Origin of the sequence: Pseudarthrobacter sp. C1, from assembly GCF_034720455.1 — a bacterium.
Lineage (GTDB): Bacteria > Actinomycetota > Actinomycetes > Actinomycetales > Micrococcaceae > Arthrobacter.
Genome location: NZ_JAYESK010000002.1, coordinates 502,807 through 520,718 on the forward strand (window position 1 = coordinate 502,807; position 17,912 = coordinate 520,718).

Annotated in this window: 26 protein-coding genes; 1 reads left to right on the forward strand and 25 read right to left on the reverse strand. The window is 61.6% G+C overall.

Going from position 1 to position 17,912, the window contains the following annotated elements:
- The 21 genes from secY to rpsJ all read right to left on the reverse strand — a co-directional run bounded on the left by secY (window position 1) and on the right by rpsJ (window position 11,696).
- Complete coding sequence (gene secY / locus U7114_RS04990; protein ID WP_321214077.1) at window positions 1-1,311, reverse strand: preprotein translocase subunit SecY; 1,311 nt, start codon at window positions 1,309-1,311, stop codon at window positions 1-3.
- A gap of 215 nt (window positions 1,312-1,526) precedes the next feature.
- Entirely contained in the window at window positions 1,527-2,012 is a 486-nt protein-coding gene (rplO, locus tag U7114_RS04995) for a 50S ribosomal protein L15 (RefSeq protein ID WP_157241606.1), read from the reverse strand.
- A complete protein-coding gene (gene rpmD / locus U7114_RS05000; RefSeq protein ID WP_078027228.1) occupies window positions 2,013-2,219 on the reverse strand; it encodes a 50S ribosomal protein L30 in 207 nt (68 codons plus the stop codon).
- A 2-nt stretch (window positions 2,220-2,221) separates the two neighbouring features.
- Window positions 2,222-2,944, reverse strand: a complete 723-nt coding sequence (gene rpsE / locus U7114_RS05005) for a 30S ribosomal protein S5 (RefSeq protein WP_321214078.1) — start codon at window positions 2,942-2,944, stop codon at window positions 2,222-2,224.
- Window positions 2,941-3,324 (reverse strand): 50S ribosomal protein L18, encoded by a 384-nt coding sequence (gene rplR / locus U7114_RS05010; RefSeq protein WP_157241605.1) that lies wholly within the window; start codon window positions 3,322-3,324, stop codon window positions 2,941-2,943. Before rplR ends, rpsE begins: the two co-directional genes overlap by 4 nt.
- Before the next feature lie 2 nt (window positions 3,325-3,326).
- Complete coding sequence (rplF, locus tag U7114_RS05015; RefSeq protein WP_050054319.1) at window positions 3,327-3,863, reverse strand: 50S ribosomal protein L6; 537 nt, start codon at window positions 3,861-3,863, stop codon at window positions 3,327-3,329.
- A gap of 18 nt (window positions 3,864-3,881) precedes the next feature.
- Complete coding sequence (gene rpsH, locus U7114_RS05020; RefSeq protein WP_041652213.1) at window positions 3,882-4,280, reverse strand: 30S ribosomal protein S8; 399 nt, start codon at window positions 4,278-4,280, stop codon at window positions 3,882-3,884.
- 93 nt (window positions 4,281-4,373) lie between these two features.
- Window positions 4,374-4,955, reverse strand: coding sequence for a 50S ribosomal protein L5 (gene rplE, locus U7114_RS05025; RefSeq protein ID WP_066277862.1), 582 nt, complete (start codon window positions 4,953-4,955; stop codon window positions 4,374-4,376).
- A complete protein-coding gene (gene rplX, locus U7114_RS05030; protein WP_102975106.1) occupies window positions 4,955-5,317 on the reverse strand; it encodes a 50S ribosomal protein L24 in 363 nt (120 codons plus the stop codon). The genes rplE and rplX overlap by 1 nt, the downstream gene beginning before the upstream one ends.
- Before the next feature lie 3 nt (window positions 5,318-5,320).
- Window positions 5,321-5,689, reverse strand: coding sequence for a 50S ribosomal protein L14 (gene rplN, locus U7114_RS05035; protein WP_009358299.1), 369 nt, complete (start codon window positions 5,687-5,689; stop codon window positions 5,321-5,323).
- A 636-nt stretch (window positions 5,690-6,325) separates the two neighbouring features.
- On the reverse strand, window positions 6,326-6,631 hold the full coding sequence (gene rpsQ, locus U7114_RS05040; protein ID WP_013601827.1) for a 30S ribosomal protein S17: 306 nt from the start codon (window positions 6,629-6,631) through the stop codon (window positions 6,326-6,328).
- A complete protein-coding gene (gene rpmC, locus U7114_RS05045) occupies window positions 6,628-6,957 on the reverse strand; it encodes a 50S ribosomal protein L29 (RefSeq protein WP_013601828.1) in 330 nt (109 codons plus the stop codon). Before rpmC ends, rpsQ begins: the two co-directional genes overlap by 4 nt.
- Window positions 6,958-6,959: 2 nt before the next feature.
- Complete coding sequence (gene rplP, locus U7114_RS05050; protein WP_013601829.1) at window positions 6,960-7,376, reverse strand: 50S ribosomal protein L16; 417 nt, start codon at window positions 7,374-7,376, stop codon at window positions 6,960-6,962.
- On the reverse strand, window positions 7,377-8,222 hold the full coding sequence (rpsC, locus tag U7114_RS05055; RefSeq protein ID WP_321214079.1) for a 30S ribosomal protein S3: 846 nt from the start codon (window positions 8,220-8,222) through the stop codon (window positions 7,377-7,379).
- A complete protein-coding gene (gene rplV / locus U7114_RS05060) occupies window positions 8,223-8,588 on the reverse strand; it encodes a 50S ribosomal protein L22 (protein ID WP_009358304.1) in 366 nt (121 codons plus the stop codon).
- A 38-nt stretch (window positions 8,589-8,626) separates the two neighbouring features.
- Window positions 8,627-8,908 (reverse strand): 30S ribosomal protein S19, encoded by a 282-nt coding sequence (gene rpsS, locus U7114_RS05065; protein WP_003803803.1) that lies wholly within the window; start codon window positions 8,906-8,908, stop codon window positions 8,627-8,629.
- 12 nt (window positions 8,909-8,920) lie between these two features.
- Entirely contained in the window at window positions 8,921-9,760 is an 840-nt protein-coding gene (gene rplB, locus U7114_RS05070; RefSeq protein WP_066277871.1) for a 50S ribosomal protein L2, read from the reverse strand.
- 29 nt (window positions 9,761-9,789) lie between these two features.
- Window positions 9,790-10,095 carry a 50S ribosomal protein L23 gene (rplW, locus tag U7114_RS05075; protein WP_102975110.1) on the reverse strand — a complete coding sequence of 102 codons (306 nt, stop codon included), beginning with the start codon at window positions 10,093-10,095 and terminating at the stop codon, window positions 9,790-9,792.
- On the reverse strand, window positions 10,092-10,715 hold the full coding sequence (rplD, locus tag U7114_RS05080) for a 50S ribosomal protein L4 (RefSeq protein ID WP_104998635.1): 624 nt from the start codon (window positions 10,713-10,715) through the stop codon (window positions 10,092-10,094). Before rplD ends, rplW begins: the two co-directional genes overlap by 4 nt.
- A 4-nt stretch (window positions 10,716-10,719) precedes the next feature.
- A complete protein-coding gene (rplC, locus tag U7114_RS05085) occupies window positions 10,720-11,370 on the reverse strand; it encodes a 50S ribosomal protein L3 (RefSeq protein ID WP_013601833.1) in 651 nt (216 codons plus the stop codon).
- Window positions 11,371-11,387: 17 nt separating this feature from the next.
- Entirely contained in the window at window positions 11,388-11,696 is a 309-nt protein-coding gene (gene rpsJ, locus U7114_RS05090) for a 30S ribosomal protein S10 (protein WP_003803825.1), read from the reverse strand.
- A gap of 411 nt (window positions 11,697-12,107) precedes the next feature.
- Here rpsJ and U7114_RS05095 point away from each other — a divergent pair, with 411 nt between their 5' ends.
- Window positions 12,108-13,544 carry a GH1 family beta-glucosidase gene (locus U7114_RS05095; RefSeq protein WP_157241604.1) on the forward strand — a complete coding sequence of 479 codons (1,437 nt, stop codon included), beginning with the start codon at window positions 12,108-12,110 and terminating at the stop codon, window positions 13,542-13,544.
- A 31-nt stretch (window positions 13,545-13,575) separates the two neighbouring features.
- Here the strand turns inward: U7114_RS05095 and U7114_RS05100 are convergent, their stop codons facing one another.
- The 4 genes from U7114_RS05100 to rpsG form a co-directional block, all read right to left on the reverse strand.
- On the reverse strand, window positions 13,576-13,701 hold the full coding sequence (locus U7114_RS05100; protein WP_323056678.1) for a hypothetical protein: 126 nt from the start codon (window positions 13,699-13,701) through the stop codon (window positions 13,576-13,578).
- A 101-nt stretch (window positions 13,702-13,802) separates the two neighbouring features.
- Entirely contained in the window at window positions 13,803-14,993 is a 1,191-nt protein-coding gene (tuf, locus tag U7114_RS05105; RefSeq protein ID WP_104998637.1) for an elongation factor Tu, read from the reverse strand.
- Window positions 14,994-15,258: 265 nt separating this feature from the next.
- The gene (gene fusA / locus U7114_RS05110) at window positions 15,259-17,373 is read right to left on the reverse strand and encodes an elongation factor G (protein WP_321214080.1); all 2,115 of its coding nucleotides are present in this window, start codon (window positions 17,371-17,373) and stop codon (window positions 15,259-15,261) included.
- A gap of 68 nt (window positions 17,374-17,441) precedes the next feature.
- Window positions 17,442-17,912 (reverse strand): 30S ribosomal protein S7, encoded by a 471-nt coding sequence (rpsG, locus tag U7114_RS05115; RefSeq protein ID WP_026531948.1) that lies wholly within the window; start codon window positions 17,910-17,912, stop codon window positions 17,442-17,444.

The window sequence follows — 17,912 nt, forward strand, 5'->3', positions numbered from 1 at the left end:
TCATCGCAAAAGCCCTTCGTAGTGACGTTGTTGTAGCTGTGCGTCAATCTGCTTGACGGTCTCCAGACCCACGCCCACCATGATCAGGATCGAGGTGCCACCGAACGGGAAGTTCTGGTTCGCGTTGATCAGTACCAGTGCAACCAGCGGAATCAGCGCCACGAAGCCCAGGTACATGGCTCCTGGCAGGGTGATCCTGGAGAGCACGTACTGCAGATAGTCAGCGGTCGGCTTACCCGCGCGGATACCCGGGATAAAGCCGCCGTACTTCTTCATGTTGTCCGAGACCTCTTCAGGGTTGAAGGTGATCGCGACATAGAAGTAGGTAAAGAACACGATCATGGCGAAGTACAGCACCATGTAGATCGGGTGGTCCCCGCGTGTCAGGTTGTTGTTGATCCATTCAACCCACGGCTGGAGCTGCTCGCCCTGCTTGGGCTGGTTGAACTGCGCAACCAGGCCCGGCAGGTACAGCATGGAGGACGCGAAGATCACCGGGATGACACCGGCCATGTTGACCTTGATGGGGATGTAGGTGCTGGTGCCGCCCACGGTCCGGCGGCCGATCATCCGCTTCGCGTACTGAACAGGAACGCGGCGCTGCGATTGCTCAACGAAGACCACCAGGGCCACGGTGAGCAGGCCCACGGCAAGGACGATAAAGAAGGTGCCGGGACCCTGCGAGGTCCAGATGGCGCCCAGGGAGGTGGGGAAGGTGGCAGCAATGGACGTAAAGATCAGCAGCGACATGCCGTTGCCCACGCCCTTCTCGGTCACGAGTTCGCCCATCCACATGATCAGGCCGGTGCCGGCCGTCAGGGTGATGATGATCAGGATGGTGGTGATCACGCTGCTGTCGGGAATGATCTGCAGGTTGCATCCGGGCAGCAGCTGGCCGGAACGCGCCAGCGACACCAGGGTGGTGGCGTTGAGCAGGCCCAGTGCGATGGTGAGGTAGCGCGTGTACTGGGTCAGTTTCGACTGGCCGGACGCGCCTTCCTCGTACAGTTCCTGGAACCGGGGAATGACCACCCGGAGCAACTGGACGATGATGCTTGCCGTGATGTACGGCATGATACCCAGGGCGAAGATGGACACCTGCAGCAGGGCTCCGCCGCTGAACAGGTTCACGAGCTGGTACAGCCCGCCTGCCGTCTGACCGCCCTGCAAGCATTGCTGCACGTTCTGGTAGTTCACACCAGGCGAGGGAATGAAGGCACCCAAGCGGAAGATGGTGATGATTCCCAGCGTGAACAACAACTTGCGTCGCAGATCAGGCGTGCGAAAGGCCCGGCCAAATGCGCTAAGCAAGCGTCCTCCTGTGGTGTCTATAAGAGTGGTGTGATGGGGATCGATGAATCCCAACAACCGAGTCTAACGGGTGTATGCGCCCTGCGAACAATCCGCGGAAGCGGCGCTGCGCCGGATGGCGGCGAAAAAACGCCGGGCGGATGGAAAAAACTCCCGGTCCCGGGGCCGTAGCCCCGGGACCGGGAGTTCAACAACGGGCTTGGCACCCACCGGCTCTAGAGAGCGGTGGTGCTTCCGCCTGCTGCGGCAATCTTTTCAGCGGCGCTGGCCGAGAATGCGTGGGCGGTGACGTCAACCTTGACGGTGATGTCGCCGGTGCCCAGCACCTTGACGGGCTGGTTCTTGCGAACGGCACCCTTTTCGACCAGGTTCTCCACGGTGACTGCGCCACCTTCGGGGAACAGCTCGTTGAGCTTGTCCAGGTTTACAACCTGGTACTCGACCCGGAACGGGTTCTTGAAGCCGCGCAGCTTGGGCAGGCGCATGTGCAGCGGCAACTGGCCGCCGGCAAAGCCAGCCTTGATCTGGTAGCGGGCTGCAGTACCCTTCGTGCCACGGCCAGCGGTCTTACCCTTGGATGCTTCACCACGACCAACACGGGTCTTGGCGGTCTTGGCACCCGGGGCGGGACGCAGGTGGTGAACCTTCAGGGCGTTCTGCTTCTCAGCAGCCTGTGCCTTATCAGCAGTGTTCTCTGCCATTTACTTCGCCTCCTCTACCTTTACCAGGTGCGGAACCGTGTTGAGCATTCCAACGGTCACGGCATCGGCGGTGCGGACAACAGTCTGTCCGATCCGCTTCAGGCCGAGGGACCGCAGGGTGTCGCGCTGGTTCTGCTTGCCGCCAATGGCGGACTTGATCTGAGTGATCTCCAACTGCGCGTCGGAGGGAATCAGGTTCTTAGCCATGACTAGGCACCTGCCTTCATGTTCAGAAGGGCCTTCACCAGTGCCGGCGGAGCGATCTCGTCGAGGGGCAGGCCGCGGCGTGCTGCCACTGCTGCCGGCTCTTCGAGGCGCTTCAGGGCGTCAACAGTCGCGTGAACGATGTTGATGGCGTTGGAGGAACCGAGCGACTTGGAGAGGATGTCGTGGATGCCCACGCACTCCAGTACTGCACGGACCGGGCCACCGGCGATAACACCGGTACCGGCGGAGGCCGGTCGCAGCATTACGACGCCTGCGGCAGCCTCACCCTGAACGCGGTGCGGGATGGTGCTGCCAACGCGGGGAACGCGGAAGAAGGACTTCTTAGCTTCTTCTACGCCCTTTGCGATTGCGGCAGGAACTTCCTTAGCCTTGCCGTAGCCAACGCCGACCATACCGTTGCCGTCACCGACGACGACCAGGGCGGTGAAGCTGAAGCGACGACCACCCTTGACCACCTTGGAAACGCGGTTGATGGTGACGACGCGCTCTACGAACTGGCTCTTCTCGGCTTCACGGCCGCCATCGCGGCCGCCACGGCCACCACGGTCGCCGCGGCCCTGGCCACGGTCGCCACGCTCGCCGCGACGAGCGCCACCACGGCGGTCATCGGCAGCTGCGGGGGCAGTGGTCTCAGTGGCAGCTACGGCTTCAGTAGCCTTCTGATCTGCAGACACAGTGTCCTTTTCCTTGTTTGCTTCCGTCACAGTGACAGCCCACCTTCACGTGCACCGTCAGCGACGGCGGCGATCCGGCCGTGGTACTTGTTACCACCGCGGTCGAAGACAACAGCTTCGATACCGGCAGCCTTGGCACGCTCTGCGACGAGTTCGCCAACGCGCTTGGCCTTGGCAGTCTTGTCGCCGTCGAATGCACGAAGGTCGGCTTCCAGAGTGGAGGCGCTCGCTACGGTCTGGCCCTTGGTGTCATCGACAACCTGGACGAATACGTGGCGTGCGGAACGGTTGACGACCAGACGCGGACGTACAGCCGTACCGGAGATGCGCTTACGGATACGAAGCTGGCGGCGGCTGCGCGAAGCAGACTTGCTCTTGTTCGTACGCTTCTTGTTAATTGAGATGGCCATGGTTACTTACCAGCCTTTCCGACCTTGCGGCGGATGACTTCGCCGGCGTAACGGATGCCCTTGCCCTTGTAGGGGTCCGGCTTCCGCAGCTTGCGAATGTTGGCAGCAACCTCGCCGACCTGCTGCTTGTTGATACCTGAAACAGAGAGCTTGGTCGGGGTCTCAACTGCAAAGGTGATGCCCTCCGGTGCGGAGACATTGACCGGGTGGCTGAAACCGAGAGCGAACTCAAGGTCAGATCCCTTGGCCTGAACGCGGTAACCGGTACCGACGATTTCAAGCTTCTTCTCGTAGCCCTTGGTGACGCCCTCGATCATGTTGGAGATCAGGGTGCGGGTCAGGCCGTGGAGTGAACGGGAGGCGCGCTCGTCGTTCGGGCGGGCGACAGTCAGGGTGTCTGCATCCAGGGTGACCTCGATCGGGCTGGCCACAGTGTGGTTCAGCTCGCCTTTGGATCCCTTGACGCTGACGACAGAGCCGTCAACCTTGACCTCAACGCCGGCAGGAACGGTGATGGGGAGACGTCCAATACGTGACATTATTCTCTTCCTTTCCCGTTACCAGACGTACGCGAGGACTTCGCCGCCCACGCCCTTCTTGCCGGCCTGCTTGTCAGTCAGGAGGCCGGAAGAGGTGGACAGGATTGCGACACCCAGGCCACCGAGCACGTGCGGCAGGTTGGTGGACTTTGCGTAAACACGCAGGCCCGGCTTGGAGATACGGCGAACACCAGCGATTGAACGCTCGCGGTTCGGTCCGAACTTGAGCTCGATGGTCAGCTTCTTGCCAACCTCAGCGTCCTCTTCCTTCCAGCCGGCGATGAAACCTTCGGCCTTGAGGATGTCGGCGACGCGTGCCTTGAGCTTGCTGTACGGCATGGTCACGGTGTCGTGGTATGCCGAGTTTGCATTGCGCAGACGTGTAAGCATGTCTGCGACAGGATCTGTCATTGTCATGGTGGGCTCTTGCCCTTCCTCGTAACGGTTTCCGCGGCGCAGCTTCCCTGACCGGAGTCAGGGCCGTGCCGCCGGACCTTTTACGTAGTTAGATTAGTCTTCGGCCTTGAACGGGAAACCAAGCGCCTTGAGCAGCGCACGGCCTTCGTCATCGGTCTTGGCAGTGGTAACAACCGTGATGTCCATACCGCGGACGCGGTCGATCTTGTCCTGGTCGATTTCGTGGAACATAACCTGCTCGGTCAGACCGAAGGTGTAGTTGCCGTTGCCATCGAACTGCTTGCCGCTCAGTCCGCGGAAGTCGCGGATACGGGGCAGTGCCAGGGTGACAAGACGATCCAGGAATTCCCACATGCGGTCGCCACGCAGGGTAGCGTGCGCACCGATGGGCATGCCTTCGCGCAGCTTGAACTGTGCGATCGACTTGCGGGCCTTGGTTACCTGCGGCTTCTGGCCGGTGATCTGGGTGAGGTCGCGGACAGCGCCGTCGATCAGCTTGGAGTCCTTGGCGGCATCTCCAACACCCATGTTCACAACGACCTTCACGAGGCGGGGAACCTGGTTGACGTTCTCGTACTTGAATTCCTCAATGAGCGTGCTCTTGATGGATTCGGCGTACTTGGTCTTCAGACGAGGAACGATCTTCGTTGCCGGAGTCTCGAGAGTCTCAGTCATTAGATGTCCTTCCCTGAGCTCTTGGCCACGCGGATGCGGACTTCGCGCTGCTTGCCGTTACGCTCAACGGTCTCAGTGCGGAAGCCGACGCGGGTGGGCTTCTTGGTGGACGGGTCAACCAGAGCCACGTTGGAGATGTGGATCGGGGCTTCAACAACCTCGATGCCACCGGTCTTGGTGCCGCGCTGCGACTGACCGACCTTGGTGTGCTTGGTTACGCGGTTAACGCCTTCAACCAACACGCGGTTGGTGTCGGTGAAAACACGCAGGACCTTGCCCTGCTTGCCGCGGTCGCCGCCGCGCTCAGCCTTGGCGCCAGTGATGACCTGAACGAGGTCACCCTTCTTGATCTTAGAAGCCATGGACTAGAGCACCTCCGGAGCCAGAGAAACGATCTTCATGAACTTCTTGTCACGGAGTTCACGACCAACCGGTCCGAAGATACGGGTACCGCGGGGGTCACCGTCGCCCTTCAGGATCACAGCTGCGTTCTCGTCAAACTTGATGTAGGAACCATCCGCACGGCGGCGTTCCTTCTTGGTACGGACGATGACTGCCTTGACAACATCGCCCTTCTTTACGTTGCCGCCCGGGATTGCATCCTTGACGGTGGCGACAATGACGTCACCGATGCCTGCGTAGCGACGGCCAGATCCACCGAGAACGCGAATGGTAAGGATTTCCTTAGCACCCGTGTTGTCGGCGACCTTGAGTCGCGACTCCTGCTGAATCACTATTTACTCCTTGCGTCGCGCCGGTTCTCAGACCGAAAATCTTCCTACGGAATGAGCCTTGCGGAACGGTTGATCGGGGTGTCTCTTGACCTGCCTGGATTTTGCCAGACCAGGCCTAAACTCCCGTGCCAGAAGCAGTTGCTCCCATCCGGTCCAGGACTGCTCCTGGGCGCAAGGGGGCACTATGCCGTGGCACGCTTGTTTACGAGGTTGATGACGGCGCACGAAAGGCGCCATACAAACTCAAAATCTTAGCACAGTTCCGGCCAGTCCCCATATCACCGCCGGCGCTCCCCCGCAAGGCGGACGACGCCGTTACGCACCGCAGCCTGACGGCCCACCCCCGGCGCCGCTCCCCGCCGTCGGACGCTCTCTCACTTAATGCGCCTTTTCGGTCATCGCTCTCTCACTGTCCTCAGGAAAGTGAGAGAGCATCGGCCAAAAACCGACGTTAAGTGAGAGAGCGTCGGGGGGCACGACGGCGCCATGCGCAGAATTCTTTCGGCGCACCTTGCGTGCCACTCCCCCGCGAAGCCGCAGCGCCGCCGTCGTGCGGTCACCACGCGTGCACGCCGTTAAAGCGGAAACCCCCGCTCCCAGGGGAGCAGGGGTTTCCGGTTACCGAAGCAGCAGGTGCTACTTGGCCTTCTCGAGGATTTCCACGAGCCGCCAGTTCTTGGTGGCGGACAGCGGGCGGGTCTCGGCGATAACAACGAGGTCGCCGATGCCGGCGGTGTTGTTCTCGTCGTGAGCCTTGACCTTGGAGGTACGGCGGATGACCTTGCCGTACAGGGCGTGCTTCACACGGTCTTCAACCTGGACAACGATGGTCTTTTCCATCTTGTCAGAGACCACGTAGCCGCGACGCGTCTTGCGGTAACCGCGCTGCTCAGCCGTGGCTGCGGTAGCAGTTTCCGTCACGTTCTCGTCCTTTTCACTCACTTGGCATCCTCCTCGGTCTCAACCGTTTCAGCCGGCTCGGCCTTCTTGGTTGCGGCCTTCTTGGACTTCTTCTCTTCCTTGGCTTCCACAACCGGTGCGGCAACCTCGGCACGAATGCCCAGCTCGCGCTCACGGAGAACGGTGTAGATGCGGGCGATGTCCTTCTTTACCGCGCGCAGACGACCGTGGTTCTCCAGCTGTCCGGTGGCGGACTGGAAACGCAGGTTGAACAGCTCTTCCTTGGCCTTGCGGAGTTCTTCAACGAGACGCTCGTTGTCGAAACCGTCCAGCTGTGCGGGAGCCAGATCCTTGGATCCTACTGCCATTTCTATTCACCACCTTCGCGACGCAGAATGCGTGCCTTCAACGGGAGCTTGTGGATTGCCAGGCGCAGTGCCTCGCGGGCTACCGATTCCTCGACACCGGAGATCTCGAAGAGAACCCGGCCCGGCTTGACGTTTGCGACCCACCATTCCGGTGAACCCTTACCGGAACCCATGCGGGTTTCGGCAGGCTTCTTGGTCAGGGGACGGTCCGGGTAGATGTTGATCCAGACCTTACCGCCACGCTTGATGTGGCGGGTCATCGCGATACGGGCAGACTCGATCTGACGGTTGGTGACGTATGCCGGGCTCAGGGCCTGGATGCCGTACTCACCGAAGGAGACCTTGGTGCCGCCCGTAGCAGCGCCGGAACGACCCGGGTGGTGCTGCTTACGGTGCTTGACTCGACGTGGGATAAGCATTTAAGCCTGTCCTCCTTCTACAGCCTGTGCCGGTGCGGCAGCAGCTGCCTCAGCTGCCGGAGCCTCGGCAGCAGGAGCTGCGTCAGCGGCCGGGCGGTCGTTGCGACGGCGGCGGTCGCCACGGTCAGCGCCACCCGGGCGGCCCGGACGGTCGCTGGCACCGCGGCCACGGGACGGGGCGGAAGCGGCCTGCTGGGCCAGTTCCTTGGCGGTGACGTCACCCTTGTAGATCCAGACCTTCACGCCGATGCGGCCGAAGGTGGTCTTGGCTTCGTAGAAGCCGTAGTCGATGTTCGCGCGGAGGGTGTGCAGGGGCACACGGCCTTCGCGGTAGAACTCCGAGCGGGACATTTCAGCGCCACCCAGTCGACCGGAGCAGGCGATACGGATGCCCTTGGCACCTGCACGCTGCGCAGACTGCATGGCCTTCTTCATTGCGCGGCGGAACGCCACACGTGAAGTCAGCTGCTCAGCAACGCCCTGGGCAACAAGCTGGGCTTCCATCTCGGGGTTCTTGACCTCGAGGATGTTCAGCTGGACCTGCTTGCCGGTGAGCTTTTCGAGCTCGCCGCGGATGCGGTCTGCTTCTGCTCCACGGCGACCGATGACGATGCCGGGACGGGCCGTGTGGATGTCCACGCGGACGCGGTCACGGGTGCGCTCGATCTCAACCTTGGCGATACCGGCGCGCTCCATGCCCGTGGACATGAGCTGGCGGATGCGGATGTCTTCGCGAACGAAGTCCTTGTACCGCTGGCCGGCCTTGGTGCTGTCAGCGAACCAGTGCGATACGTGATCGGTGGTGATGCCGAGTCGGAACCCGTGCGGGTTTACTTTCTGTCCCACTTAGCGAGCCTCCTCTTTCTCCGGGGTAGCGACTACCACGGTGATGTGGCTGGTGCGCTTCTTGATCTGAAATGCACGACCCTGGGCACGCGGCTGGAACCGCTTCATGGTCGGGCCTTCATCAACAAACGCTTCGCTGATGATGAGGTCACCTTCGTCAAACGCCACGCCGTCGCGGTCCGCGAGGACCCGGGCGTTGGAGATTGCCGACTGTACTACCTTGAATACCGGCTCCGAAGCTGCCTGGGGGGCAAACTTCAGAATTGCCAGAGCCTCATTCGCTTGCAATCCACGAACAAGGTTGACGACGCGCCGGGCCTTCATAGGCGTTACGCGGATGTGGCGCGCAATTGCCTTGGCTTCCATTGCTTTCCTTCTCTCGTCTTTGACGTAAGTGCAGGCGCCTAGCGGCGCTTGCCCTTACGGTCGTCCTTGACATGGCCGCGGAATGTCCGCGTGGGAGCGAATTCGCCGAGCTTGTGCCCGACCATCGACTCAGTGACAAACACCGGAATGTGCTTGCGTCCGTCGTGTACGGCGATCGTGTGTCCGAGCATGTCGGGGATGATCATCGAACGGCGGGACCAGGTCTTGATGACGTTCTTGGTGCCCTTTTCGTTTTCCCTGGCTACCTTCACAAAGAGGTGCTGGTCGACGAAAGGACCTTTTTTCAGGCTGCGTGGCATGTGTCCAGGCTCCTATCGCTTGTTCTTGCCAGTACGACGGCGACGAACAATAAGCTTGTCGCTCTCTTTGTTGGGGCGGCGGGTGCGGCCTTCCCGCTGACCGTTGGGGTTGACGGGGTTACGTCCACCGGACGTCTTACCCTCACCACCACCGTGCGGGTGGTCAACCGGGTTCATGGCGACACCACGGACGGTCGGGCGGACGCCCTTCCAGCGCATGCGGCCGGCCTTGCCCCAGTTGATGTTCGACTGCTCGGCGTTGCCGACCTCGCCGACGGTTGCGCGGCAGCGCACGTCAACGTTGCGGATTTCGCCGGAAGGCAGACGCAGCTGGGCGAAACGGCCTTCCTTGGCAACAAGCTGGATGGATGCACCGGCGGAGCGGCCCATCTTGGCGCCGCCACCCGGACGCAGTTCAACTGCGTGGATAACGGTACCCACGGGGATGTTGCGCAGGGGCAGGTTGTTGCCAGGCTTGATGTCAGCGTTGGCGCCGGCCTCTACGAAGTCACCCTGGGACAGCTTGTTCGGGGCGATGATGTAACGCTTGGTGCCATCAACGTAGTGCAGGAGGGCGATGCGAGCCGTACGGTTCGGATCGTACTCAATTTCAGCAACGCGGGCGTCCACGCCGTCCTTGTCGTGACGACGGAAGTCGATCAGACGGTACTGGCGCTTGTGTCCGCCACCCTTGTGACGGGTGGTGATCTTACCGGTGTTGTTACGGCCGCCCTTTTTGGGCAGCGGACGTACCAACGACTTTTCCGGAGTCGACCGCGTGATTTCGGTGAAGTCCGCTACGCTCGAGCCACGACGGCCCGGGGTAGTCGGCTTGTATTTACGGATTCCCATAATTTATTTCCTCGTTAAAGTGGTCTCCGCTACGAGAGCGGACCGCCGAAGATGTCGATGGTGCCTTCTTTGAGGGTGACAATCGCACGCTTGGTGTTCTTGCGGGTACCCCATCCGAATTTGGTGCGCTTGCGCTTACCGGCACGGTTGATGGTGTTGATCGAGTCGACCTTGACGGAGAAGATTTTCTCCACGGCCAGCTTGATCTCGGTCTTGTTCGAACGGGGGTCCACCAGGAAGGTGTACTTGCCCTCGTCGATCAGGCCGTAGCTCTTTTCCGACACGACGGGTGCAAGCACGACGTCGCGCGGATCCTTGATGGTGGCTGCACTCACTTGGCATCCTCCTCATTCTTTGCCACTGCCTTGCCGGCAACGAATGCGTCGTAGGCAGCCTTGGTGAAGACAACGTCATCAGACACGAGAACGTCGTAGGTGTTCAGCTGGTCTGCGTACAGAACGTGAACACCGGCGAGGTTGCGCACGGACAGTGCTGCAACATCGTTGGCGCGCTCGATGACGACCAGCAGGTTCTTGCGGTCGGAGACGCCGCGCAGCGCTGCAAGTGCAGCCTTGGCGGAAGGCTTGGAGCCTTCTACCAGCTCGGCGACAACGTGGATGCGCCCGTTGCGTGCCCGGTCAGACAGTGCGCCGCGCAGTGCAGCAGCAATCATCTTCTTGGGGGTGCGCTGGCTGTAGTCACGCGGGGTGGGACCGTGGACAACGCCACCGCCGGTCATGTGAGGAGCACGGATTGAACCCTGACGGGCGCGGCCGGTGCCCTTCTGCTTGAACGGCTTACGTCCTGCACCGGAAACTTCAGCGCGGGTCTTGGTCTTGTGGGTACCCTGGCGAGCAGCAGCGAGCTGGGCAACGACAACCTGGTGCAGCAACGGCACGTTGGTCTGGACGTCGAAGATCTCTGCAGGCAGGTCAACCTGGACAGTGTTAGCCATTGGACTAGGCTCCCTTCACGGCGGTGCGTACGAGGACGACCTGGCCGCGGGCGCCGGGAACGGCACCCTTGATAAGGAGCAGCGACTTCTCGACGTCAACCGCGTGGACCGTGAGGTTCAGCGTGGTGTGACGAACGGCGCCCATGCGGCCGGCCATTTTCATGCCCTTGAAGACGCGGCTCGGGGTGGATGCGCCACCGATTGAACCGGGCTTACGGTGGTTCTTGTGGGCACCGTGGGAAGCTCCAACGCCGTGGAAGCCGTGACGCTTCATAACACCGGCGAAGCCCTTACCCTTGGTGGTGCCGATGACGTCGATCTTCTGGCCGGCTTCGAAGACCTCTACGGAGAGCTCCTGGCCCAGCTCGTACTCAGCAGCATCTGCGGTACGGAGTTCGACGACGTGGCGGCGAGGCGTGACGCCCGCCTTTTCAAAGTGACCAGCCAGCGGCTTGGTGACCTTGCGGGGATCGATCTGGCCGTAGCCGATCTGAACGGCGACGTAGCCATCAGCTTCTGCGTTGCGCAGCTGGGTGATGACGTTCGAATCTGCCTGGACCACAGTGACGGGGATGAGCTTGTTGTTCTCGTCCCAGACCTGGGTCATGCCGAGCTTCGTGCCCAGCAGGCCCTTTACGTTACGGGTTGCGGTCATAGTCTCTCAGCACCTCCCTACAGCTTGATTTCGATGTTCACGTCAGCCGGCAGGTCGAGACGCATGAGCGAGTCAACAGCCTTCGGCGTGGGATCGATGATGTCGATAAGACGCTTGTGCGTGCGCATTTCGAAGTGCTCGCGGCTGTCCTTGTACTTGTGCGGAGAGCGGATCACGCAGTAAACGTTCTTCTCCGTAGGCAGCGGCACGGGGCCCACTACCGTTGCGCCTGCGCGCGTGACCGTCTCAACGATCTTCCGTGCTGAAACGTCAATGACCTCGTGGTCGTATGACTTCAGCCGGATGCGGATTTTTTGTCCCGCCATGTCGCCTGACTCTCTTTCAGTCTGTGCTTCCCCTGGTTAGGGCTGCCCTGTTCATTTCTCGTTGTATGGCTGCCGAAGCATTTGAAGTCGTAACTACCACCCGCCGCACAAGCTGAATCCGGATGAATCCGGGTTCCTCACCTTGCCGGCGCAACCGACCCCCGCGGTCGGGCGTGTCGCGCTGTGCACGCATACAAATCCGCTATTCCATGGGGAGTGGGTTATGTTTGGTCTTCCACTTGGACCCTGGCATCCGGCATTATCCGGATCGGGACGCGAAGAAGCGCTTGAACAACTCATCTAGTATGCCGGAATTTGGCGGCAGAAGCGAATCGGCGCCGCTCACGCCCGGCTGCGGGTGCTTCTTCCGGGGCCATTGCCCCTCGTCCCAACCGAATGGATGATAGGGGCATGACCCTGGAAAGCACAGACTCGGCGACCGAACTCGCCAGCCGGATGCCGGCGTCGTTCACTTTGGGGGTAGCCGCTGCTGCCTTCCAGATTGAAGGAGCATTGGCCGACGGCGGGCGGGGGCCCTCCGGCTGGGACGCCTTCGCCGAGAAGCCGGGCGCCATCGTGGACGGCCACTCCCCCGCCGTGGCGTGCGACCACTACAACAGGCTGCCGGAGGACGTGGCCCTGCTGAAGGACCTTGGGGTGGACTCCTACCGCTTCTCACTGTCCTGGCCGAGGATCCAACCCGAAGGGCGCGGCGGTTTCAACAAAGAAGGCCTGGACTTCTACGACCGGCTTCTGGATCAGCTGCTTGCGGCCGGGGTCAGCCCGATGGCTACGCTCTACCACTGGGATACCCCGCTGCCGCTGGAACACCGCGGCGGTTGGATGAACCGGGAGACAGCCGAGCGCTTCGGCGAATATGCCAGTGCCGCGGGCGAACGCTTCGGGGACCGTGTGGCGCAGTGGGTCACCTTGAACGAACCCGTCTCGGTGACCCTGAACGGCTATGCCCTGGGCGTGCATGCCCCCGGCCATGCGCTCATGTTCGACGCACTCCCGTCCATTCACCACCAACTGCTGGCCCACGGCCTTGGTGCGCAGGCACTGCGGGCAGCCGGCGTAACCGGAGGCATCGGGGTGACCAACCTGCACGCGCCCGTGCGGCCCGCCAGCGGCAAGATAGGTGACCGGCTCGTAGCCCACCTCTATGACCTGCTGATGAACCGGATCTACGCAGATCCCGTGCTGCTGGGCCGCTACCCGAAGCTTCCCCTGTATGCCAAGCCATGGCTGCGCTCCATCGGCAGGATCTCCGACGCCGATCTGCGGACCATCCACCAGCCACTGGACTTCTACGGCCTGAATTACTACTTCCCCGTGAAGGTGGCCCTGGGACGCGGCGCAGCATCAATCCCGGCAGATGTCCACAAAGCGGTGGCGCGACTGCCCTTCCACGAGGTGGGCTACCCGGAATACGACAGCACCGGGTTTGGTTGGCCTGTGGCCCCGGATCATCTGGGTGTCCTGCTGAAAGAGCTCCACGACCGGTACGGCGAAGTACTGCCGCCGGTGTTCATCACCGAGGGCGGCGCCAGCTTCCCTGAGCCCGAGACCGTGTCCGGAACATGGCAGGACGAGGAGCGGGTGCGCTACCTGGCCACGCACCTTGGGGCAGCCCTTGATGCCACCGCTCCGGGCGGGATCGCTTCCGGCGTGGACCTCCGGGGCTACTACGTGTGGACCCTCATGGACAACTTCGAGTGGGCGGCCGGATATTCACAACGCTTCGGACTGGTCCATGTGGACTTTGACACCCAGGCGCGCACCCCGAAACAGTCCTTCTACTGGTACCAGGAACTCAGCCGCGCAAGGAAAGCGGGCAAGGCCTAGTTTGTGCTCCCGGCGGGGGCGCCGTGAGCAGCTACAGCTCCTTGTTAGCCCTGTTGATGCGCTTCGCGCGGTCGATCTCGTGGCGGAAATACCGCCTGGCCCAAAACACACCGGCCACGACGGCAATCGCGATGATCAGGAAAATTAGCCAGCCCATGGTGAACTCCTTTCGGTCCAGCAACAGTATCAGGGCCGCGTTAACCGAAAAGAACAGCCCCGCTGCAGTAGCAGCGGGGCTGTTCTTCAGTTCAACAAGAATTACTTGATGATCTTGGTAACGCGTCCTGAACCAACGGTGCGGCCGCCTTCGCGGATTGCGAAGCCGAGGCCCTCTTCCATTGCGATCGGCTGGATGAGCGCAACGGTCATCTCAGTGTTGTCGCCGGGCATAACCATTTCCGTGCCCTCGGGCAGGGTGATAACGCCGGTTACGTCCGTGGTACGGAAGTAGAACTGCGGGCGGTAGTTGGAGTAGAACGGGTTGTGACGCCCGCCTTCGTCCTTGGAGAGGATGTAGACGTTAGCCTCGAAGTCGGTGTGCGGGGTGATGGAACCCGGCTTGACGACAACCTGGCCACGCTCGACATCGTCGCGCTTCAGACCGCGGAGCAGGAGGCCACAGTTCTCGCCGGCCCATGCTTCGTCGAGCTGCTTGTGGAACATCTCGATACCGGTAACCGTGGTCTTCTGGACCGGACGGATGCCGACGATCTCGACCTCGGAGTTGATGGCGAGGGTTCCACGCTCGGCGCGGCCCGTAACAACGGTGCCACGGCCGGTGATGGTGAAGACGTCCTCGATCGGCATCAGGAAGGGCTTGTCGCGGTCGCGGATGGGGTCCGGAACGGACTCGTCCACAGCAGCCATCAGGTCCTCAACGGACTTGACCCACTCGGGGTCGCCTTCCAGGGCCTTGAGGCCTGAAACGCGGACAACCGGTGCTTCGTCGCCATCGAAGCCCTGCGAGCTGAGGAGCTCACGAACTTCCATTTCAACGAGGTCCAGCAGTTCCTCATCGTCAACCATGTCAGCCTTGTTCAGGGCGACCAGCAGGTAGGGAACACCAACCTGGCGGGCGAGCAGAACGTGCTCGCGGGTCTGAGCCATGGGGCCATCGGTAGCAGCAACCACGAGGATTGCGCCGTCCATCTGGGCAGCACCGGTGATCATGTTCTTGATGTAGTCAGCGTGACCGGGAGCGTCTACGTGTGCGTAGTGGCGCTTCTCGGTCTGGTACTCCACGTGGGAGATGTTGATGGTAATACCGCGCTGACGCTCTTCGGGAGCAGAGTCGATCGACGCGAAGTCGCGCTTCTCGTTGAGATCCGGGTACTTGTCGTACAGCACCTTGGAAATGGCGGCCGTCAACGTCGTCTTACCGTGGTCAACGTGACCAATGGTGCCGATGTTAACGTGCGGCTTAGTCCGCTCGAACTTTGCCTTTGCCACAGGTTCCTCCTAGAACGTTTTCAAATGACGTACCCTTCAGCCGCGCTTGTCGCGGCGGAAACTCAGGTAAGTCTACTTGGGGGGCTTTGGATTGGTGAAATTGCAGATTCAGGAACTAATACTAGTGCCTTGAGCCTGTTCGTGCAGATGGCCGGGACCCGGCTTGACCGGATGAATCCGACCGGCCCGGCCACCTGCACCGGCTGCGCTGACCGCTTCCGGCAGGCGCACCCGAGGTTGTTCGCTTAGAAAAGTCCCGGGGGGACTATTCGCCGCGGCTCTTCTGGATGATCTCGTCGGCAACAGCCTTCGGGACCTCGGCGTAGCTGTTGAACGTCATGGAGTACACAGCACGGCCCTGGGTCTTGGAGCGCAGGTCACCGATGTAGCCGAACATGCCGGACAGCGGGACGTGCGCACGGATGACCTTGACGCCCTGTGCATCTTCCATGGACTGCATCTGGCCACGGCGGGAGTTGAGGTCACCAATAACTTCACCCATGTATTCCTCAGGGGTGCGGACCTCGACATCCATCAGCGGTTCGAGCAGGACAGGGTTCGCCTTGCGTGCAGCTTCCTTGAAAGCCATACGGCCGGCGATCTTGAACGCCATTTCCGAGGAGTCGACATCGTGGTAGGCGCCGTCAATCAGCGTTGCCTTGATGCCAACAACCGGGTAGCCGGCCAGGACGCCGTCGTTCAGCGCATCCTGGATACCAGCGTCAACCGACGGGATGTACTCGCGGGGAACGCGGCCACCGGTGACCTTGTTCTCGAACTCGTACAGCTCGCCCTCGGCAGTGTCCAGCGGCTCGATCGCAATCTGGATCTTTGCGAACTGGCCCGAACCACCGGTCTGCTTCTTGTGCGTGTAGTCGTGACGCTCCACAGCACGCTTGATGGTTTCGCGGTAGGCGACCTGCGGCTTGCCCACGTTGGCTTCGACCTTGAACTCGCGGCGCATGCGGTCCACCAGGATGTCCAGGTGGAGCTCGCCCATGCCGGCGATGATGGTCTGGCCGGTGTCTTCGTTGAGGGACACCTGGAAGGTGGGGTCCTCAGCGGAGAGCTTCTGGATGGCCGTGGAGAGCTTCTCCTGGTCACCCTTGGTGTTCGGCTCGATGGCAACCGAGATCACGGGCTCCGGGAAGCTCATGGACTCGAGGACGATCTGGTTCGCGGAGTCACACAGGGTGTCGCCCGTGGTGGTGTCCTTCAGGCCAATGGCTGCGTAGATGTGGCCGGCGGTAGCGCCCTCAACGGGCATTTCCTTGTTGGCGTGCATCTGGAACAGCTTGCCGATGCGCTCTTTCTTGCCCTTGGTGGAGTTAACCACCTGCGCGCCTGCTTCCACGTGACCGGAGTACACGCGGATGAAGGTCAGCTGGCCGAAGAACGGGTGGGCCGCAATCTTGAACGCGAGAGCGGAGAACGGCTCTTCGGAGGAAGGCTTGCGGGTCAGTTCCTTCTCTTCGTCGCGAGGATCGTGGCCGATCATCGGGGGGACGTCGAGCGGGTTCGGCAGGTAGTCCACGACTGCATCGAGCATGGGCTGGACGCCACGGTTCTTGAATGCGGAACCGCAGAAGATCGGGTACAGCTCGGAGTTGATCGTCATCTTGCGGATGCCGGCCTTGAGCTCATCGATCGAGATCTCTTCGCCCTCAAGGTACTTCTCCATGAGTTCTTCGGAGGACTCGGCGACGGTCTCAACGAGGTTCGCGCGGTACTCGTCAGCCTTTGCCTGGAGGTCGGCCGGGATCTCGCGGATTTCGTACTTGGCACCCATGGTCACGTCGCCCTTGGCATCGCCGGGCCACACGAGGGCGCGCATGTAGAGCAGGTCCACAACGCCGATGAAGTCGTTCTCTGCACCGATCGGCAGCTGCATGACCAGCGGCTTGGCGCCGAGGCGGCTGATGATGGTGTCTACGGTGAAGTAGAAGTCGGCACCGAGCTTGTCCATCTTGTTGACGAAGCAGATGCGGGGAACGTTGTACTTGTCAGCCTGACGCCAAACGGTCTCAGACTGGGGCTCAACGCCTTCCTTGCCATCGAAGACGGCAACGGCACCGTCGAGGACGCGCAGGGAGCGCTCAACCTCTACGGTGAAGTCAACGTGGCCGGGGGTGTCGATGATGTTGATCTGGTTGTTTTCCCAGAAGCAGGTCACGGCGGCAGACGTGATGGTGATGCCGCGTTCCTTTTCCTGTTCCATCCAGTCAGTGGTCGACGCGCCGTCGTGCGTTTCGCCGATCTTGTGGTTCACACCCGTGTAGAACAGGATGCGCTCGGTGGTGGTGGTCTTGCCGGCATCAATGTGGGCCATGATGCCGATGTTGCGGACCTTACTAAGGTCGGTAAGCACGTCCTGTGCCACGGGGTCTCCTTTTGGGATTGACTACGCGTTCGCCGCCGGCTCGGTTGAGCCGGCGGCGCCCGGGAGTATTACCAGCGGTAGTGTGCGAAGGCCTTGTTGGACTCGGCCATCTTGTGGGTGTCTTCGCGACGCTTCACAGCGGCACCGAGACCGTTGGATGCATCCAGGATTTCGTTCTGGAGGCGCTCGGTCATCGTCTTTTCGCGGCGGGCCTTGGAGTAGCCAACCAGCCAACGCAGGGCGAGGGCGGTGGAGCGGCCCGGCTTGACCTCGACCGGAACCTGGTAGGTTGCGCCACCAACACGGCGGGAGCGGACCTCGAGGGAAGGCTTGACGTTGTCCATGGCCTTCTTGAGGGCTGCTACGGGGTCGCCGCCGGACTTGGCACGGGCGCCTTCGAGGGCACCGTAGACGATGCGCTCTGCAGTGGACTTCTTGCCGTCAACGAGCACCTTGTTGATGAGCTGGGTGACCAGCGGGGAGCCGTAAACGGGATCTAGTACGAGCGGCCGCTTGGGGGCCGGACCCTTGCGAGGCAT

What these genes read in the sequence shown, in the direction of transcription:
- rplO (WP_157241606.1), bottom strand. Translation starts at nt 2,012, where the DNA reads ATGGCAGAGAACACTGCTGATAAGGCACAGGCTGCTGAGAAGCAGAAC.
- rpmD (WP_078027228.1), bottom strand. Translation starts at nt 2,219, where the DNA reads ATGGCTAAGAACCTGATTCCCTCCGACGCGCAGTTGGAGATCACTCAG.
- rplR (WP_157241605.1), bottom strand. Translation starts at nt 3,324, where the DNA reads ATGGCCATCTCAATTAACAAGAAGCGTACGAACAAGAGCAAGTCTGCT.
- rplF (WP_050054319.1), bottom strand. Translation starts at nt 3,863, where the DNA reads ATGTCACGTATTGGACGTCTCCCCATCACCGTTCCTGCCGGCGTTGAG.
- rpsH (WP_041652213.1), bottom strand. Translation starts at nt 4,280, where the DNA reads ATGACAATGACAGATCCTGTCGCAGACATGCTTACACGTCTGCGCAAT.
- rplE (WP_066277862.1), bottom strand. Translation starts at nt 4,955, where the DNA reads ATGACTGAGACTCTCGAGACTCCGGCAACGAAGATCGTTCCTCGTCTG.
- rplX (WP_102975106.1), bottom strand. Translation starts at nt 5,317, where the DNA reads ATGGCTTCTAAGATCAAGAAGGGTGACCTCGTTCAGGTCATCACTGGC.
- rpmC (WP_013601828.1), bottom strand. Translation starts at nt 6,957, where the DNA reads ATGGCAGTAGGATCCAAGGATCTGGCTCCCGCACAGCTGGACGGTTTC.
- rplP (WP_013601829.1), bottom strand. Translation starts at nt 7,376, where the DNA reads ATGCTTATCCCACGTCGAGTCAAGCACCGTAAGCAGCACCACCCGGGT.
- rplV (WP_009358304.1), bottom strand. Translation starts at nt 8,588, where the DNA reads ATGGAAGCCAAGGCAATTGCGCGCCACATCCGCGTAACGCCTATGAAG.
- rpsS (WP_003803803.1), bottom strand. Translation starts at nt 8,908, where the DNA reads ATGCCACGCAGCCTGAAAAAAGGTCCTTTCGTCGACCAGCACCTCTTT.
- rplB (WP_066277871.1), bottom strand. Translation starts at nt 9,760, where the DNA reads ATGGGAATCCGTAAATACAAGCCGACTACCCCGGGCCGTCGTGGCTCG.
- rplD (WP_104998635.1), bottom strand. Translation starts at nt 10,715, where the DNA reads ATGGCTAACACTGTCCAGGTTGACCTGCCTGCAGAGATCTTCGACGTC.
- rplC (WP_013601833.1), bottom strand. Translation starts at nt 11,370, where the DNA reads ATGACCGCAACCCGTAACGTAAAGGGCCTGCTGGGCACGAAGCTCGGC.
- rpsJ (WP_003803825.1), bottom strand. Translation starts at nt 11,696, where the DNA reads ATGGCGGGACAAAAAATCCGCATCCGGCTGAAGTCATACGACCACGAG.
- U7114_RS05095 (WP_157241604.1), top strand. Translation starts at nt 12,108, where the DNA reads ATGACCCTGGAAAGCACAGACTCGGCGACCGAACTCGCCAGCCGGATG.
- U7114_RS05100 (WP_323056678.1), bottom strand. Translation starts at nt 13,701, where the DNA reads ATGGGCTGGCTAATTTTCCTGATCATCGCGATTGCCGTCGTGGCCGGT.
- rpsG (WP_026531948.1), bottom strand. Translation starts at nt 17,912, where the DNA reads ATGCCTCGCAAGGGTCCGGCCCCCAAGCGGCCGCTCGTACTAGATCCC.